Origin of the sequence: Rhizobium sp. RSm-3, assembly GCF_001854685.1 — a bacterium.
Taxonomy (GTDB): Bacteria; Pseudomonadota; Alphaproteobacteria; order Rhizobiales; family Rhizobiaceae; genus Rhizobium; species Rhizobium ecuadorense.
Window position 1 is genome coordinate 14,219 of sequence record NZ_MAWZ01000013.1, and the last position, 15,640, is coordinate 29,858.

Genomic DNA, 15,640 nt, shown 5'->3' on the forward strand with positions numbered 1-15,640 from the left:
CTGGAGCCTGTCCTTCGAGGCTCCGGCCTTCGGCCTGCAAGCCTCAGTATGGGACGTTGGAGAATACCGCACCTCTCTCCAACCTCATCCGTCCCCGAAGTGGCCTCGAAGGACGAGGTTGACCTTCCGCCCTCGTGCCTCTTATGCGCCCGCCTTGCCGAAATACCAGCTAATCACCGGCAGCATGGCGATGTTATACGGATGGGCCGAGGGATCGGCCGAGCGGATCGCCACCGCACCGGCGATCTCCTTGTCCTCGGCGACCAGCATGTGGGCCTCGATCCGCTTCACCATCTCGGCCGCCGTCATGTCGAAGCGGAAGAGCCGCATGAGCGCTACCGTGCGTCTGGAATAGCTGGCGTAGAGCCCCTGCCCCGCCGCCGCGTCGGCGAGGTCCAGGCCTGTCTCCTCGTGGACTTCGCGGCGCATATTGGCCTCGATGTCGCAGCGCCCGTCGACGATATCCTCCTGTTCCAGCGAGCCGGCGGCGAAATAGACCTGGCCGGGATTGGCCGTATGGGCGCCCATGCGGATCGCCACCAGCGCGCCGTCGGCGCTTTCCAGCACCGGATAGGCAAAGATATGCAGGCCGCCCTGACGCTGCGGCTGCCGGCGCCACCACATGAAGGCAGAAAAGGGAGTGACGTAGCCCTCGCCCGCAATCCCCTCTTCGCTGAACGACAGTTGCTGCTGGAACACCAGGCGGCCGTCGAACAGCGCCGGGTTGGCGGCGGTTTCCTTCGCCCAGTTTTCGCGGATCGCCGCCTCCTCGGCGAGGACGAAGGGATGAATGCCGGGCAGGACGCGCAGATCGACCCCGGCGATCGGGAAGACGGTGGCTTCAGGCGGCCAGCCGGCGAAATCATCGGAAAAATCGCTGTTTGCGATATTCAGGTTCAAATTGGTTTTCATGTTCGCTTTCAGGGGAGATCCAGTGTCATGACGACGGGGCAGTGATCGGACGCCTTCGGCCGGTCCCAGCCTGTGCGCGGATAACGCTCCACCTCCTGCCCCGGCGGGAAGATAGTGCGATAGGGCTGGCCGCTGCGGATGATTTCCGGTAGCCGGCCGGCATTGTGGGCGGCGAGCTCCGGCGAAAGCCAGAGATAATCGAGCTGGCAGAGCCACTGCTCCTGCGGCCCGCGGGCGTGGTAGAGCGTCCAGCGGTCGAGGGGATCACGGCGGCGCACGACGTTTTCGGCAAAGCCGTCATGACTGAAGACGTCGAGGGCGCTTTCGGCTTCGTCGTGATGCTCGAAGCGGTAATCGGTACCGCGTCGGCCGATGACATCGACGCGCTCCTGGTAATCGTTCATGTCGCCACAGATGGCGAAACTGTTCTTGGCGGTGTGCCCGGCGCCGAAGCGGTCCTCGATGATGCGGCGCACGGCGCGCGCCTCGGCGCGGCGGATCGGCATTGTCGATTGCCGCCCGTCGAGCCCGTCGCGCGGATTGCCCATCGATTTGAAATGCACGACATAGAGCGAGAACGGCCGGCCGCCGATCAGGAGATCGAGTTCCAGGCAGTCGCGCTTGAAGATCTTGTCGTCGATGCGGTTGGTGAGCGCCAGCTCTTCGTCGAAGAGATCGAGATCGCGATAAGTCGTCATCGCATGGCTTCTTATATCCCTGACCTCGATCTTCTGGCCGTCGCGCGTTTCCTCGCGCATCAGCACCGCGACATCGATACCGCGGCTGTCATTGCCCTCGACCAGATATTTCTGCCGGTAGCCGTTTCCGACCATGCGGAAGAGATAGCCGTATTCGAAGGCCTGCAGCGCGGCCATGTTGTCGATTTCCTGCAGACAGAGGATATCGGCATCCGCATCGGCGATCGCCAGCGCCGTCATCTGTCTCGTGTCGTCGGTGGCGGCGATCACCCGCGCCTGCTCGAGCTGCTGATAGACGCCCTCGCTCGACACATCGAAAAGCTTGATGACGCGATCCTGGCGCAGCTGGTTGCGGAAGCCGGTGAAATCGAATCGGGTCAGCAGATTTTCGACGTTGAAGGTGGCGAGGCGAAGCGACATGGCGAGAGTCCGGTTGCGGGCAGTACCTTATCCGGCAATCGCACGAGTAAAAGACGGCGGGGCGAAGAAATATGCGGACAAATGCCCTCTACGCCCTAAATATGGCTGGGCGGACTTGAGGTGGCGCCGTCGTGAGGTTGGCTGTGCCCGCCATCAGGACTGCTCGACGAACTCCCGTTGCTCGAACTGCCATGTAATTCGCTTGGCTTAAACGTTCGAGTTTTCCATTCGCCGTCCTGTTTCTGCCGCTCTAAAGATGGGCATCCCTGAAGCACGCTCGCGGCAATCAAAAGAACTCCCGAAAGCGCGAACACGGATCGACGCCTTACTTGAATTGGCATGCAAATATGGTCCCTTAATAGACTGATTATCGCGCAGTTTTTGCTTGATCCACTGCGCTCGCAATAACTTAGCCGTTTGCCTTACATCGTGGACGGCTAGATCGAAGTCAGAAGGGATATTCAACTTTTGGACGATTCGAAAGAAGATAGCCGCAATTTTCAATCTTATATTGTCAAGTTTCACTGCGGCCGCTGCCGCCGACAAGCCATCCTTGCAAACCCAGTCGATCGCGGCCTCGCATGCAGGCTCATGCCTGCCAAAAATCGAGCCACGGCACTTGCGCGCCGTGGTCCTGATCGAACGTTATTTTGCGGCCTCCTCGATGAGGTCTGCCACCTTCTGCGGCTGCGAAACCATCACGACGTGGGAAGCGCCCTCGACCACGACAGTCCGCTTGGACCCCGCCCGCTCGGCCATGAAGCCGAGGGCTGCCGCCGGAATGTTCTTGTCGTCGGTGCCGTAGACAAACCACGACGGCAGCTTCTTCCAGGCGGGCTCGCCCGACTTTTCGTTGAGAGCCGCGTCGGTGACCGGCCGTTGCGCCGCCGCCATCAGGGCAGCCTGTTCAGCCGGCACGTCGCTGGCGAACTGGTCATGGAATTTCGCCTGGTCGATATAAAGATCAACGCCGCCCCCGCTCAGCTTCACCGGCGCCGCAAGCGCGGCACCCAGCGTGCCGCCGGGAAACTTGCCGGCGAGATCGGCAACCGATTCCCCTGTATCAGGTGCGAAGGCCGCGACATAGACCAGGGACTTGACGTTGTCGTGGCCGTTTGCGGCAGTCGAGATCACCTGCCCGCCATAGGAATGGCCGACGAGGACGACCGGACCGGCGATGCTGGCGACCACGTCGGAAACATAGGCGGCGTCATTGGAAACGCCGCGCAGCGGGTTGGCGGCAGCCACGACCTGGAATCCGTCCTTGCGCAGGATTTCGACCACGCCGTTCCAGCTGGAGGAATCGGCAAAGGCGCCGTGGACGAGGACGACGGTCGGCTTGGCCAGCTCGGCAACGGCGGTTCCGGAAAGAAGCGCGCCCGCCAGGGCGACGACAGCAGCAAACTTGAACATTGGTCATTTCCTTTCGTCGGTTGGGTTTGACTTAGATTCGGGGAAGGCGATCACTCGTTTCCGCATCTCCTGACGCGGAAAGCTGCCCATATTCTCAACATATATATTTTGTGAGAGATTTATTTGTACACGATCTAAATAGGCCGGCGAGGCCGAGACGTCAATAGCTTGCAAATAGATCGCGCACAAATTATATTGATGCCTGAGGAGTAAGGTGATGAACGACGCCACACCAGCTGATCTCGCCGACCTGCCGAAGGTGGATGAAATGCTCTGCTTTTCAATCTATTCGGCAGGCCATGCCTTTAACCAGCTTTACCGCCCGCTGCTCGACGAGTTGGATCTCACCTATCCACAATTCCTGGTGATGACCACTTTATGGGTGCATGACGACCGCACGGTGAAAGATCTGGGCGAGACGCTGTTTCTTGACTCGAGCACCCTCACCCCGCTGTTGAAGCGGCTGGAAAATGCCGGCCTCGTCACCCGCAACCGAAATCCCGCCGATGAGCGCCAGGTCCTGCTGCGCCTGACGAAGGAGGGGCACGCCTTGAAGAGCCGTGCCGCCCATGTGTTCGACTGCATCGGAAAAGCCGTCGGTCTCGACGCCACGACCGTCAACACGATTCGGGAAACGATCGCGTCCATCCGCGACAACATTCAGAAGAAGAACAAGGAAGAGACCTGACGCGGCGCGGCGCCCGCGCGTCATCGCCAAGCCCGAACGATTTCCGTCGACAAGCCGATGGCATATTGTACGATCCGTCTGCCGGCGCCCCGCCGCCGGACGCGCGTCGACCGCGGCCGCCGTACGGCCGGAAGATGCCGGCGCTCACAATTTTGCCTAAGCCTCACGCAGGCGTGAACGCGCCGCCATTGCCATTCCGCCGCGCTGAGGTACGTCAATCGTGTTTTCGATGGAGGAGGAATTTCAATGGAATATCGTCTGCTCGGCCGTTCAGGCCTCAAGATTTCGACTTTGACCATGGGCACGATGACCTTCGGCGGCGTCGGATGGGCGAAGACCGTCGGGGACCTCGGCGTCTCCGAGGCGCGCAAGATGATCGATATGTGCATCGATGCCGGCATCAACCTTATCGACACCGCCAATGCCTATTCCAACGGCGAATGCGAAAACATCATCGGCGATGTACTCTCCGGCAAGCGGCCGCAAGGCGTGCTGCTTGCAACCAAGGCCCGCTTCGGCATGGGTGACGGCCCGAACGACCAGGGCCTGTCGCGCTACCACCTGATCCGCGAATGCGAAGCCAGCCTGAAACGCTTGAAGACCGATGTCATCGATCTCTATCAGGTGCATGAATGGGACGGCCAGACCCCGCTCGAAGAGACGATGGAAGCCTTGAACACGCTGATCAGGCAGGGCAAGGTGCGTTACGTCGGCTGCTCGAACTATTCCGGCTGGCACATCATGAAGGCGCTCGGCATCGCCAACGAGCACCGCTACCAGCGCTTCGTCAGCCAGCAGATCCATTATACGCTGGAAGCCCGCGACGCCGAATATGAGCTGCTGCCGATCTCGATCGACCAGGGCCTCGGCGTGCTGGTCTGGAGCCCGCTTGCCGGCGGCCTGCTTTCCGGCAAACACCGCCGCAACCAGGCCGCACCCGAAGGCACGCGCCAGTTCGCCGGCTGGACCGAACCGCCGATCCGCGACGAGAACCGCCTCTGGAACATCGTCGAGACGCTGGTGGCGATCGGTGAAGAACGCGGCGTCTCGGCCGCTCAAGTGGCGCTCGCCTGGCTGATCGGCCGCAAGGCGGTGACCTCGGTCATCATCGGCGGCCGCACCGAAGCCCAGTTCCGCGACAACATCGCCGCCGCCGAACTGAAGCTCACGGACGAGGAGCGCAAACGCCTCGATGCCGTCAGCCTGCCGCCGGTGATCTATCCCTACTGGCACCAGCTGAACACGGCGAGCGACAGGCTTGGTGAAGCCGATCTCGAGCTGTTCGGCCCGCATCTCCAGCGATAGACGGTCACCACGGCACCGTGGCCGACCGCGTCGGCTACGGCGAGAGCGAAACGGCGAACGGTGGGCGACGATCTTCTGATTGGCGCTGGCTGGCTCCCTCTTCTCCCCAGCGGGGGTCCGAAGGACGGGTCGAGACCCGTCCTTCGGACCCCCGCTGGGGAGAAGGGACTCGTGGCAGCGTATCGCCCAACCTACAACAATCAGCCGCCGATCTCGGCCGAGATCAGCGCGCCCAGGCGGCCGATACCGTCCTCGATCATCTGCTCGTTGGCGCAGGAGAAGCTGACGCGGAAAGTGTTGGCGCCGGAACCGTCGGCGAAGAAGGCCTTGCCGGGCACGAAGGCGACCTTGGCGGTTTCGAGCGATTTCGCCAGAAGCTTGGCGCCGTCCATGCCCTCCGGCAGCGTGATCCAGATGAACATGCCGCCTTCCGGCTTGGTCCAGCTCGTGCCTTCGGGCATGTATTTCTCGAGCGCGGCCAGCATGCAGTCGCGGCGCTTGCTGTAGGCGGCCTTGATCTTCGCGACCTGCGCGTCGAAGCCGCACTCGGCGACATCCGATATCGCCATCTGGTTGATCGTCGAGGAATGCAGGTCGGCGGCCTGCTTCATCAGCACCAGCTTACGGATGACGGGGGCATTGGCGACGATGAAGCCGACACGAAGGCCGGGCGCCAGCGTCTTGGAAAAGCTGCCGCAATAGATCGTGCGCGTATCGTTGATATGGCCCTTTCCGGCGATCTCCAACGCCAGGATCGGCGGGATCGGATCGCCGTCGTAACGCAGCGACTGATAGGCCGCGTCTTCGATGACGGCGACGTCGAGGTCTTCGGCCAGTGCCAAAACCTTCCGGCGGCCCTCAAGATCGACCGTTTCGCCGGTCGGATTGGAGAAGTCGGCGGAGAGATAGGCGAATTTCACCTTGCCGCCGGCTGCCGCTGCAGCCGCACGGTAGGACTCCGGTGTCCGGTTGCCGTTCGGCGTCAGCTGGTCGTAGGCCGGTTCATAGGCGTTGAAGGCCTGCAGCGCACCGAGATAGGTCGGCCATGTGACCAGCGCGGTATCACCAGGCGACAGGAACAGCTTGCCGAGATAATCGAGCCCCTGCTGCGAGCCGGAGACGATGAAGACATTGTCGAGTTCGCAGGGGATACCGAGATCGGTCATCTGCCCGATCAGCCATTCGCGCAGCGGCTTGTAGCCTTCGCTGACCGAATATTGCAGCGCAGAATTGACGGCAGCGCCGTCGAAGATATCGGCATAGGCCTGCTTGAACTCCCGATCGGGAAACAGCGCCGGATCAGGAATGCCGCCGGCAAAGGAAATGATATCGGGCCGGTCGAGAAGTTTCAGGAGCTCGCGGATCTCGGATGCGCGCATGCGCGACGAGCGCGACGCAAACATGGTGTCCCAGTTCAGCATGGGGTTTCCTCGTATTTTCTATTCCTGACAGATGACCACGCCAGGAAATTTATGTCAACAATACTGACCTATTTTCTTGTCATGGTGACATGTTGGAATCGTATATTCAAAAGCCTTTGGATGATCGGGATTTCAGTTGATGCAACCGCCATCCGATATCGAAGGCGCCCGGTTGCGAATTTGCTGCTCGACGTCAGCCACATCAAGCGATTATTCCTCTGATCAAAGTCGAAACCGGCTGATTCAGACCCTTCCAAGACCAGCTCGGCGGCGGTAGTGTCGCCGCCACTATTCAATTTACTATCAAGGTGCCAGAAATGACGTCAGCCTCTCCTGAAATCAAAATCGAACTCCACAAGTCTCCCGTCCCGGACGCCGATCGCATTCAGGCACTCGAAGCGCCCGGCTTCGGCAAGCTCTTCACGGATCACATGGTCCTGGCACGATGGACTGCCGACAAGGGCTGGCACGACGCGAAGGTTACGCCGAGGCGACCCCTGGAGCTCGATCCTGCGAGCGCCGTGCTGCACTACGCTCAGGAAATCTTCGAAGGCATGAAAGCCTACAAGGCGGATGATGGCCGGATTCTGCTCTTTCGGCCTGAAGAGAACGCACGCCGCTTCGCGCAATCGGCGACCCGCATGGCGATGCCTCCCGTGCCCGAAGAACTCTTCCTGAAGGCGGTCGAAGAACTGGTCCGTGTCGACAAGGCCTGGATACCCACAGGCGACGCCAGCCTCTACCTTCGCCCCTTCATGTTCGCCAACGAGGCGTTTCTCGGCGTTCGTCCGGCTCAGGAATATGTCTTCTGCATCATCGCCTCTCCGGTCGGCGCTTACTTCAAGGGCGGCGCGAAGGCGGTTTCCCTATGGGTCGAGACCGAATATACCCGTGCGGCGGCCGGCGGCACAGGCGCCGCAAAATGCGGCGGAAACTACGCAGCCAGCCTCGTGGCGCAAGCCGAGGCGACCAAAAAGGGTTGCGATCAGGTGGTCTTCCTTGATGCCGCAGAGCATCGCTGGGTCGAAGAACTCGGCGGCATGAACGTCTTCTTCGTGATGAACGATGGATCGGTGGTGACCCCGCCCCTTGGCGGCACGATCCTGCCGGGCATCACCCGGGCTTCCGTGATCGTGCTCGCCGAAGAAAGGGGCTTGCGCGTCGAGCAGCGCCCCTACTCGTTCGCGGAATGGCAAGACGACGCTGCCAGCGGCAGGCTCGTCGAAGCTTTCGCTTGCGGCACTGCCGCAGTCCTGGCGGGCATCGGCCTGGTTCGACATGCCGGCGGTGAGTTTCTGGTCGGAGACGGACAGACCGGCAAGTTGACCAGCGAACTGCGCCAGCAACTCGTCAGTCTGCAGAAGGGCGTAACGAACGATGAGCATGACTGGACGCGCCTCATCCCGAGCTGAACTTCGGACGTTCCACGCGACCGGCGGCGTCAACACCGACAGGTGGGCGCCGCTCTCCGTCGCCCGCAAAGCCGTCGGGCTAGGAGATATGGTCCGTTCTCGCCGGAGCGATCAATGTATCGTACCGACGATCGTGCAGCTCGAGCTTACCACCATGATGCGGATATTCTGACCTGCGACGCCGATTTCAAGGATTTCGAACGCGGCGTCTATATCGATAAAAAAGACTGACCTCGATGTGACCCAAGTGTTCGACGGCGGCGCATAACGCTTCTATCATAAAGTGGGAAATGGTAATCTGGCATCGGGGACGCCGAAACCGGCATGGACGGACGGCACTGAATTCAATGGCGAAAATGACGATCTCCCTTCCGGATAATCTGACGGACTACGTCGCACGCCGTGTTGCAAGCGGCAGATATAGCAGCGCCAGCGCCTATCTGGCGGAACTCGTCCTGAAGGATCAGAACCACCGCAAGCTCGATGACGAAGAAGTGCGCGAGATTCTGAGGCTGGCTGAGGAAAGCGGCATCAGCGACCGGCGCATTGCCGATATTCTGATGGAAACAAAGGCGAAGCTGCGTGACCACCTATAGGCTGACCCGAACCGCAGACGCCGTGCTGTCGGGCATCGACGAATATGCCAGCCTGCATTTCGGCGAGGCGCAGGCGGATGCCTATCTTCTCGATTGGGACAGGATTTTCCTGCTTCTTTCGCGCGTGCCCTCCATGGGAGACGAGTGCGACGAACTCGGCGCCGGCCTCCGCCGCCTCCTCCACATGCGCCACGTCGCCTTCTACCGCGAAATACCGGACGGCATCCTCGTCATCGACATCATCGGCGCCGACCGGCTTCCCGAAAGACATCTTCAATCCAAACGACGCTCCCCGACGGCCGACCCGCATGCCTAGTGACAGCACCTCCGCCTTTTACGAAGAAAACGCCGAGACATACGCCAACCGGGCGCGCAGCCTGCCGAAGCAGCAGCTCGATGCCTTCCTCGCCGGTATTGCATCGGGTGGCGCAATCCTCGAACTCGGCTGCGGTGGCGGCCAGGACAGCGCCTACATGCTGTCGCAGGGTTTCGACGTGACACCGACGGATGGCTCAGCCGAGCTTGCCAGACAGGCGGAAGCGCTGATCGGCAGGCCTGTGAAGGTCATGCTGTTCCAGGAGCTCGACGCCGACAGCGCCTTCGACGGCGTCTGGGCGCATGCAAGCCTTCTCCATGTCCCGAGGCTTGAGCTGCCCGATGTCTTCGCCCGCATCCGCCGGGCGCTGAAAATCGGCGGCCTCCTTCACGCAAGTTTCAAGGCGGGAGACGCGGAAGGCCATGACGGCTTCGGGCGCTACTACAACTACCCCTCCGCCGAGTGGCTGTCGGAGCTTCTGACGAAGGACGGCTGGCGCAACCTCGCCATCGCCGAACACGACGGCGGCGGCTACGACGGCAAGCCGACCCGCTGGCTGACAATCAGTGCGGAGCGGTAGAGGCAGAGGTCCGAAACCATTTGATCGGAACTGTTTCACGACCTTGAACCGAAAAACGCTCGCTGTGCAAGGATCGGAGGCCTCCCGAGATTATCACTCCAGCGTTTCAACGCGAAAAGGCAAACGCCGCAACTCTCCGATTTCGTCGAGGAGGCGATCGACGATCCAATGCCGCTGCGGCGGCATCGCATCAACCAGACCGATAAATGCATTTTCAACGATATCGCTCTTGATCCATTCGAGGACAAGATGACGATCTGCCGATGCGATGTCCTGCCAGAACCCCGTGCCCCTGTAGAGGCTTTTGAGATCAGCGCCGGCGAGTTGCAGAAGGGCGTTCGGCGTCGGCTGCTTCAGCCACAGATCAAGGCATGCCCGGAACTGAAGATCGAGCTTCGCCATTGCGACTATCCAATCCCAAGCCGATGCATCAAAATCGGGATCCTGCAACCTCTTATAGGCCCAGGCCGAGTAGAAGAAATTCGCGATTGCTGTCCGCTCGGCTATCGGCCATTGCTGCCAGTCGCACAATAAAAGCTTGGAAGCGATGATGGGCGGCTCGAAACCATATGCTGACGCGCGCAAGACGGCGCAGTGGAGAATACGCGGCAGAAAGTGCCTGAAATCATCGACCGAGCCGACGGTCGTTATCGCACTTGCCGCATACGGGCCGAGTGCCGCTGCATCGATCTCTCGCAAAGGCGCCGACCTAAGGGCCGCCAGAATTTTCTCGGCATCACGGAGCGGTGAAGCGTCCAGCGAAGATGGAAACGGATATTCGAAGAATGTGGGATAGAGGGTCTTAAGGCTATCTTCCAGGTCCTGCTTTGCCGTCAGCACAATCGTTTCAAGCATGTCAGATCCCCTATGGCAGCTTCGACAACGGACCAATAGCAAAAGAGGCCGGAGCTTTCACTCCGGCCTCTTTTGTTTATTTCATCGGAACCGCTTAGTTCACGCTCTTGTCGACCAGCTTGTTCTTGCCGATCCAGGGCATCATGCCGCGCAGCTTGGCGCCGACTTCCTCGATCTGGTGGCTGTCGTTGTTGCGGCGGATGCCCTTGAAGCGGGCCGCACCCGACCGGTATTCCTGCATCCACTCGGAGGTGAACTTGCCGGTCTGGATGTCCTTGAGGACACGCTTCATCTCAGCCTTGGTTTCTTCGGTGATGATGCGCGGACCGGTGACGTATTCGCCCCATTCGGCTGTGTTGGAGATCGAGTAGTTCATGTTGGCGATGCCGCCTTCATAGATCAGGTCGACGATCAGCTTCACTTCGTGCAGGCACTCGAAATAGGCCATTTCAGGCGCATAGCCGGCTTCGGTGAGCGTTTCGAAACCGGCGCGGATGAGCTCGACGAGACCGCCGCAAAGAACGACCTGTTCGCCGAAGAGATCGGTTTCGCACTCTTCGCGGAAGTTGGTTTCGATGATGCCGGAGCGGCCGCCGCCGACGCCGCAGGCGTAGGAGAGCGCGAGTTCAAGCGCATTGCCGGAAGCGTTCTGGTGAACGGCAACGAGGCAGGGAACGCCGCCGCCCTTCTGATATTCGCCGCGAACCGTGTGGCCCGGGCCCTTCGGCGCGATCATGACGACGTCGACCGAAGCCTTCGGCTCGATCAGGCCGAAGTGAACGTTGAGGCCGTGAGCGAAGGCGATGGCAGCGCCGTCGCGGATGTTCGGCGCGATGTCGGCCTTGTAGATGTCGGCCTGCAGTTCGTCAGGCGTCGCCATCATCATCAGGTCGGCCCAGCCGGCAGCTTCGGCAACCGTCATGACCTTGAAGCCATCGGCTTCGGCCTTCTTGACTGTGGGCGAACCGGCCTTGAGGGCGATGACGAGGTTCTGGGCGCCGCTGTCCTTCAGGTTCAGCGCATGGGCACGGCCCTGCGAACCGTAGCCGATGACGGCGACCTTCTTGGCCTTGATGAGGTTGAGATCGGCATCACGATCGTAATAGACGCGCATTTGAAGTTCCTTCCCTTGTGCTTGTCTTGTTGACTGTCATTAAGGCGAAATCAGCCGAGAACCGGCATCTCCGCCAGAACCTTGTCCGTGCCGTAAAGCCGGAGGAAGGCGGTCACCGCCCTCTCCGCTTGACGCGCGGTATCCTTGAGGCCGGGTTCCCCGAGCAGCATGCGCACATGCAGGTCGGAAACAACAAGGCCGTAAAGCGTGTGATAAGCCTCATCGGCATCGGAAAAACGCAGCAGCCCCGCCCTCTTGCCGGCATCGATCAGCGCCATGGCGCGGCGGTCGATCTGCCGGCGGCCGCGCTCCAGCAGCAGCTTGCCGAGCTTCGAACCGTCGCGGTTCGATTGGCCGATCGCCAGCCGGTTCAGCGCCAGCGAGACGTCGCCGGCCAGAACCTCCAGCAGGTCGCGCGCGAAAATGACCACATGGTCATGCAGGCTCGCCGCCGTCAGCCGCTCGCCGTTGCGCTCGAAGGTGCGCACCTTGCTTGCCTGATAGGCAATCATCGCCGAGAGCAGACCGTCGCGATCGCCGAACCACTTGTAGAGGCTTTCCTTGGAGCAATTGGCGGCGCGCGCCACCCCCGAGGTCGTCAGCGCCTTCTCGCCGCCATCGACGAGCAGCCGCAGCGCCTGCTCCAGAACGGCGTTCTGGCGCGGCGAAAATTCGCTCGGCTCTGCAGTATCGACGGACACGGTCACGGCTCCCATATACGTACCGTACGGTACGGTTCTTGAGGTTTATGCGACAAACCAATCGAGCCGTCAAGCAGGCCCGGCAGATTTTTATACGGGAAAGCGCCGGCAGACGCCAGAATGGGATAGGCGCGCATCCGTCAGCACCGCATAATGTCACCCCATGCCATTGCCGGGAGCTTTCCATGTCGCGCCTGCCTGCCGCCCTTCTCTTTGCTGGAGCAATAGTCCTGGGAGCACCGCTCCTAAGCGCCGGCGCCTTCGCGCAGTCGGAAAACGAGGTCTATAATCGCATCGAGGAATTACACGGCGATGCCGCGGGCTTCGACCGGCCGCTGCGCCAGCTCGTTGTGGCGATGCGCTCCGGCGACGCCGAGACCATCGCCGGCCTTGCCGAATATCCGCTGACCGTCAAGGCCAACGGCGAGACCTATGATGTCGAGAACGCCGAGGATTTCGTCGAGAATTTCGACGATCTGGTGACGCCGGAGACCCGCCGCGCCGTCGGGCATCAGCAATATGAGGATCTCTTCGTCAACAGCGACGGCGTCATGCTCGCCAACGGCGCCGTCTGGATGGGCGCGGTCTGCGACGACAACGCCTGCCAAGAGAGCCACTGGGCGATCATCGCCATCAATAATTAGCGTCGCGCAGCAATGTCAGCCATCGCCGCGAAGCTTGCGCGCCAGCGTCTGAAGTTCCTTGAAGGCTTCGTAACGCTTGCGGTGGAGATCGGAAATCTCACCCTCGGACGGCTGAAAGCGTGTTTGCACCCTGGTGAGTTCGCTCATCGCCGCGCGCACATCGGCAAATTGGCGGCCGGCGACGGCGCCGAGGATGGCCGCCCCGAGCAGCACCGGCTCCTCGGCTTTCGTGGCGACCACCGGCTTGCCGCTCGCATCGGCGAGCACCTGGCGGACGAAATCGTGCTGGCCGGCGCCGCCGCTGATGACGATGGTTCCGACGTTGACGCCCGCCTCGGCCTGCGTTTCGATGATCTGCCTGAGGCCGTAGCCGATGCCGCAAAGCCCTGCGATGTATAGCGCAACCAGGCTGTCGAGATCCCGCTCCATGCCGAGGCCGGCGATAACAGCCCGGGCGTGCGGATCGGCAAAGGGCGCGCGGTTGCCGAGGAACTCGGGAACGACGTGCAGCCCGGCCGCCAGCTTGACCGCATCGGAAGCACGGCCCGCCTTGCCGGCGGCCATGTCGGCAAGCAGGACCGGCAGCGCAGTGCCCGAGCTCGTCGCAAGCTCCCTCGCCTCGCCGGCCGCCGGATGGAAGGAGAGGAGCTGGTCGATCGCCGCGCCGGCGGCACTCTGGCCGCCCTCGTTCAGCCAGAGGCCCGGCACCATCGCCGAATAGTAAGGACCCCAGACGCCGGAAACGAAAGACGGTTCCGCCGTCGAGGTCATCGTGCAGGAGGAGGTCCCGAAGACATAGGCAAGATTGACCTGCGGATCGGCGCCGACGGTTCCGACGCCGCCGGCATGGGCGTCGATCAGCCCGGCCGCGACGGCCGTGCCCGGGACCAGGCCAAGTTCATCAGCTGCCGCAGCGGTCAGTCCCTGGCCAAGCGCCGACCCCGGCTCGACGATGGACGTGCCGATGCGGGCAAAACCTTCGTCTGCCAGCGCACCGAGGCCGACCTGATGGAAATAGCTGCTGTCCCAGCGCTTTTCATGGGCGAGATAGGTCCACTTGCAGGTGACCGTGCAGGTCGAGCGCGACAGGTCGCCGGTCGCCCGCCAGGTCAGGAAATCCGCGAGATCGAAGAATTGCCAGGCGGCGTCGAACACCTCGGGACGGTTTTCTCTGAGCCAGAGAAGCTTCGGCGTTTCCATTTCGGGAGAGATACGGCCGCCGACGTAACGCAGCACGTCATGCCCAAACGCATTGATGCGCTCCGCCTGTCGGACAGCGCGGTGGTCCATCCACACGATGATATTCCGGTCCGGATCTTCCGAGGGCCCGACGGGCAGCGGCTTGCCGCCTTCGCCGAGGACGACGAGCGAACAGGTGGCGTCGAATCCCAGCCCCACCACGGAGGCCGGATCGACGCCGGCTGCGGAAACCGCCTCTCGCACGGCCGCGCAAACGGCGCTCCAGATTTCGCGGCTCGACTGCTCGACGATGGAGCCGGCTTCATGAAACAGGCTGATATTCCGCTTGGCGGAGGCAAGCATGCTGCCGGCCATATCGAACAAGCCGGCCCGGGCGCTGCCGGTGCCGACATCGACGCCGATGACATAATTGGCGCCGGCTTCCGGGGTATGAGATGTGTCGCTCATGGTCTCTCGTTTCAGATCGCCAGGGATCGGGGTTGATTGGCAGCTGCGGCCGATTTCAAAGGTTCACTATATCCGGAGAGATCGCCCATCCAGGGACGCTGACATTACGCGGTCGCGACAGCATGGCAAGGACAGCGAGGCGCGAGCCAAGCGACGCCCGACGGCATTGAGAGCCAAAGCCGCATGCGAGACGATCGCCGTCATAGCCTCTCTCCGACATTTTCCAGAATGGCGGCGAGCTCCACCGCCCCTGTCGCAACGGCGACCGCTCCGGCAGCGTCGAGCACCGCACGGCGGCCAGGTCTCGGATCGGCCGGGTCGACGAATCCGACCGCCGTCATGCCTGCGGCTACGGCTGCCGCGATGCCATGAGCGCTGTCGTCGATCATGACGCATTTGGCGGGACAGGCTCGAAAGCGTTCAGCGCAATGTAGCAGGAGATCGGGCGCCGGCTTCGGCCGCGGCACGACTTCGGCGCTGAAGACGTCCTCGCCGAACGCGCTCCACAGATCGAGTTTCCCCAGGCTGTTGCGAAGCCGTTGCATCGTACTGTTCGACGCGACGCATTTCGGCCGGTTGAGATTATGGACGATGGCGGAAATGCCAGGAATGGGCGTCAGCGAGCGCGCGAACTCCTCGAACAGATTGAGATGCCAGGTCTCGAACAGCGCGGCGATATCGACTATCCCGTAATCGCGCCGACACATTTCGGCGATGATGCTTTCCGAATTGCCGGTGAATTTGACATGTGCCTCCGCTGCGCTGATCGCGATGCCGGCGCCTTGCAGCGTTTCCGCCAAAGTGCGGCTGGCGATCGGCTCGCTGTCTATGAGCACGCCGTCGCAATCGAAGATCACGAGGTCGATGCTGCCCATGGTGCCCGTCATACCGGGATGATCGATGCGGTTATCGAGCATG

The 15,640-nt window shown here is 61.7% G+C and carries 16 protein-coding genes; 7 read left to right on the forward strand and 9 right to left on the reverse strand.

The genetic code is table 11. The annotated features are described in order from the left end of the window. Nucleotides 1–141: 141 nt before the first annotated feature. The 3 genes from BBJ66_RS13290 to BBJ66_RS13300 all read right to left on the reverse strand — a co-directional run bounded on the left by BBJ66_RS13290 (nt 142) and on the right by BBJ66_RS13300 (nt 3,443). Nucleotides 142–912, reverse strand: a complete 771-nt coding sequence (locus BBJ66_RS13290) for an NUDIX hydrolase (RefSeq protein WP_049733536.1) — start codon at nt 910–912, stop codon at nt 142–144. Between the two features lie 8 nt (nt 913–920). Then, complete coding sequence (locus BBJ66_RS13295; protein ID WP_071087598.1) at nt 921–2,030, reverse strand: endonuclease/exonuclease/phosphatase family protein; 1,110 nt, start codon at nt 2,028–2,030, stop codon at nt 921–923. A 645-nt stretch (nt 2,031–2,675) separates the two neighbouring features. Then, nucleotides 2,676–3,443: an alpha/beta fold hydrolase gene (locus BBJ66_RS13300; protein ID WP_071087600.1), complete on the reverse strand. Its 768-nt coding sequence runs from the start codon at nt 3,441–3,443 to the stop codon at nt 2,676–2,678. Between the two features lie 217 nt (nt 3,444–3,660). Between BBJ66_RS13300 and BBJ66_RS13305 the strand changes: the two genes are divergently transcribed. Both BBJ66_RS13305 and BBJ66_RS13310 read left to right on the forward strand, forming a co-directional pair. Continuing rightward, entirely contained in the window at nt 3,661–4,131 is a 471-nt protein-coding gene (locus BBJ66_RS13305; protein WP_071087602.1) for a MarR family winged helix-turn-helix transcriptional regulator, read from the forward strand. 246 nt (nt 4,132–4,377) lie between these two features. Then, on the forward strand, nt 4,378–5,436 hold the full coding sequence (locus BBJ66_RS13310; RefSeq protein WP_049733540.1) for an aldo/keto reductase: 1,059 nt from the start codon (nt 4,378–4,380) through the stop codon (nt 5,434–5,436). 200 nt (nt 5,437–5,636) lie between these two features. Here the strand turns inward: BBJ66_RS13310 and BBJ66_RS13315 are convergent, their stop codons facing one another. Beyond that, nucleotides 5,637–6,857, reverse strand: a complete 1,221-nt coding sequence (locus BBJ66_RS13315) for an aminotransferase-like domain-containing protein (protein ID WP_071087605.1) — start codon at nt 6,855–6,857, stop codon at nt 5,637–5,639. Between the two features lie 317 nt (nt 6,858–7,174). On the opposite strand from BBJ66_RS13315, the gene BBJ66_RS13320 reads away from it, so the two are divergent. The 4 genes from BBJ66_RS13320 to BBJ66_RS13335 all read left to right on the forward strand — a co-directional run bounded on the left by BBJ66_RS13320 (nt 7,175) and on the right by BBJ66_RS13335 (nt 9,761). Then, nucleotides 7,175–8,269, forward strand: coding sequence for a branched-chain amino acid aminotransferase (locus BBJ66_RS13320; RefSeq protein WP_049733542.1), 1,095 nt, complete (start codon nt 7,175–7,177; stop codon nt 8,267–8,269). A gap of 347 nt (nt 8,270–8,616) precedes the next feature. Beyond that, nucleotides 8,617–8,865, forward strand: a complete 249-nt coding sequence (locus BBJ66_RS13325; RefSeq protein ID WP_049733543.1) for a ribbon-helix-helix domain-containing protein — start codon at nt 8,617–8,619, stop codon at nt 8,863–8,865. Further along, nucleotides 8,852–9,181, forward strand: a complete 330-nt coding sequence (locus BBJ66_RS13330) for a type II toxin-antitoxin system RelE/ParE family toxin (RefSeq protein ID WP_071087607.1) — start codon at nt 8,852–8,854, stop codon at nt 9,179–9,181. Before BBJ66_RS13325 ends, BBJ66_RS13330 begins: the two co-directional genes overlap by 14 nt. Beyond that, nucleotides 9,174–9,761 carry a class I SAM-dependent methyltransferase gene (locus BBJ66_RS13335; protein ID WP_049733545.1) on the forward strand — a complete coding sequence of 196 codons (588 nt, stop codon included), beginning with the start codon at nt 9,174–9,176 and terminating at the stop codon, nt 9,759–9,761. Before BBJ66_RS13330 ends, BBJ66_RS13335 begins: the two co-directional genes overlap by 8 nt. Before the next feature lie 93 nt (nt 9,762–9,854). On the opposite strand, the gene BBJ66_RS13340 is transcribed toward BBJ66_RS13335, so the two are convergent. The 3 genes from BBJ66_RS13340 to BBJ66_RS13350 form a co-directional block, all read right to left on the reverse strand. Further along, nucleotides 9,855–10,616 carry a hypothetical protein gene (locus BBJ66_RS13340; protein ID WP_071087609.1) on the reverse strand — a complete coding sequence of 254 codons (762 nt, stop codon included), beginning with the start codon at nt 10,614–10,616 and terminating at the stop codon, nt 9,855–9,857. A 94-nt stretch (nt 10,617–10,710) separates the two neighbouring features. After that, a complete protein-coding gene (gene ilvC, locus BBJ66_RS13345) occupies nt 10,711–11,730 on the reverse strand; it encodes a ketol-acid reductoisomerase (protein ID WP_004668557.1) in 1,020 nt (339 codons plus the stop codon). 50 nt (nt 11,731–11,780) lie between these two features. Continuing rightward, nucleotides 11,781–12,446, reverse strand: coding sequence for a TetR/AcrR family transcriptional regulator (locus tag BBJ66_RS13350; protein ID WP_012558289.1), 666 nt, complete (start codon nt 12,444–12,446; stop codon nt 11,781–11,783). A 170-nt stretch (nt 12,447–12,616) separates the two neighbouring features. Between BBJ66_RS13350 and BBJ66_RS13355 the strand changes: the two genes are divergently transcribed. Continuing rightward, nucleotides 12,617–13,075, forward strand: a complete 459-nt coding sequence (locus tag BBJ66_RS13355; protein ID WP_071087610.1) for a hypothetical protein — start codon at nt 12,617–12,619, stop codon at nt 13,073–13,075. A 15-nt stretch (nt 13,076–13,090) separates the two neighbouring features. Here BBJ66_RS13355 and BBJ66_RS13360 read toward each other — a convergent pair whose 3' ends face one another. Then, nucleotides 13,091–14,722, reverse strand: coding sequence for an FGGY-family carbohydrate kinase (locus tag BBJ66_RS13360; RefSeq protein ID WP_071087612.1), 1,632 nt, complete (start codon nt 14,720–14,722; stop codon nt 13,091–13,093). Nucleotides 14,723–14,922: 200 nt separating this feature from the next. Beyond that, nucleotides 14,923–15,639 (reverse strand): HAD family hydrolase, encoded by a 717-nt coding sequence (locus BBJ66_RS13365; RefSeq protein ID WP_071087614.1) that lies wholly within the window; start codon nt 15,637–15,639, stop codon nt 14,923–14,925. Between the last annotated feature and the right edge of the window lies 1 nt (nt 15,640).

Bases quoted from the DNA above. Each gene is read 5' to 3' on its own strand.
- BBJ66_RS13290 (WP_049733536.1), bottom strand. From the start codon at position 912: ATGAAAACCAATTTGAACCTGAATATCGCAAACAGCGATTTTTCCGAT.
- BBJ66_RS13295 (WP_071087598.1), bottom strand. From the start codon at position 2,030: ATGTCGCTTCGCCTCGCCACCTTCAACGTCGAAAATCTGCTGACCCGA.
- BBJ66_RS13300 (WP_071087600.1), bottom strand. From the start codon at position 3,443: ATGTTCAAGTTTGCTGCTGTCGTCGCCCTGGCGGGCGCGCTTCTTTCC.
- BBJ66_RS13305 (WP_071087602.1), top strand. From the start codon at position 3,661: ATGAACGACGCCACACCAGCTGATCTCGCCGACCTGCCGAAGGTGGAT.
- BBJ66_RS13310 (WP_049733540.1), top strand. From the start codon at position 4,378: ATGGAATATCGTCTGCTCGGCCGTTCAGGCCTCAAGATTTCGACTTTG.
- BBJ66_RS13315 (WP_071087605.1), bottom strand. From the start codon at position 6,857: ATGCTGAACTGGGACACCATGTTTGCGTCGCGCTCGTCGCGCATGCGC.
- BBJ66_RS13320 (WP_049733542.1), top strand. From the start codon at position 7,175: ATGACGTCAGCCTCTCCTGAAATCAAAATCGAACTCCACAAGTCTCCC.
- BBJ66_RS13325 (WP_049733543.1), top strand. From the start codon at position 8,617: ATGGCGAAAATGACGATCTCCCTTCCGGATAATCTGACGGACTACGTC.
- BBJ66_RS13335 (WP_049733545.1), top strand. From the start codon at position 9,174: ATGCCTAGTGACAGCACCTCCGCCTTTTACGAAGAAAACGCCGAGACA.
- BBJ66_RS13340 (WP_071087609.1), bottom strand. From the start codon at position 10,616: ATGCTTGAAACGATTGTGCTGACGGCAAAGCAGGACCTGGAAGATAGC.
- ilvC (WP_004668557.1), bottom strand. From the start codon at position 11,730: ATGCGCGTCTATTACGATCGTGATGCCGATCTCAACCTCATCAAGGCC.
- BBJ66_RS13350 (WP_012558289.1), bottom strand. From the start codon at position 12,446: ATGGGAGCCGTGACCGTGTCCGTCGATACTGCAGAGCCGAGCGAATTT.
- BBJ66_RS13355 (WP_071087610.1), top strand. From the start codon at position 12,617: ATGTCGCGCCTGCCTGCCGCCCTTCTCTTTGCTGGAGCAATAGTCCTG.
- BBJ66_RS13360 (WP_071087612.1), bottom strand. From the start codon at position 14,722: ATGAGCGACACATCTCATACCCCGGAAGCCGGCGCCAATTATGTCATC.
- BBJ66_RS13365 (WP_071087614.1), bottom strand. From the start codon at position 15,639: ATGCTCGATAACCGCATCGATCATCCCGGTATGACGGGCACCATGGGC.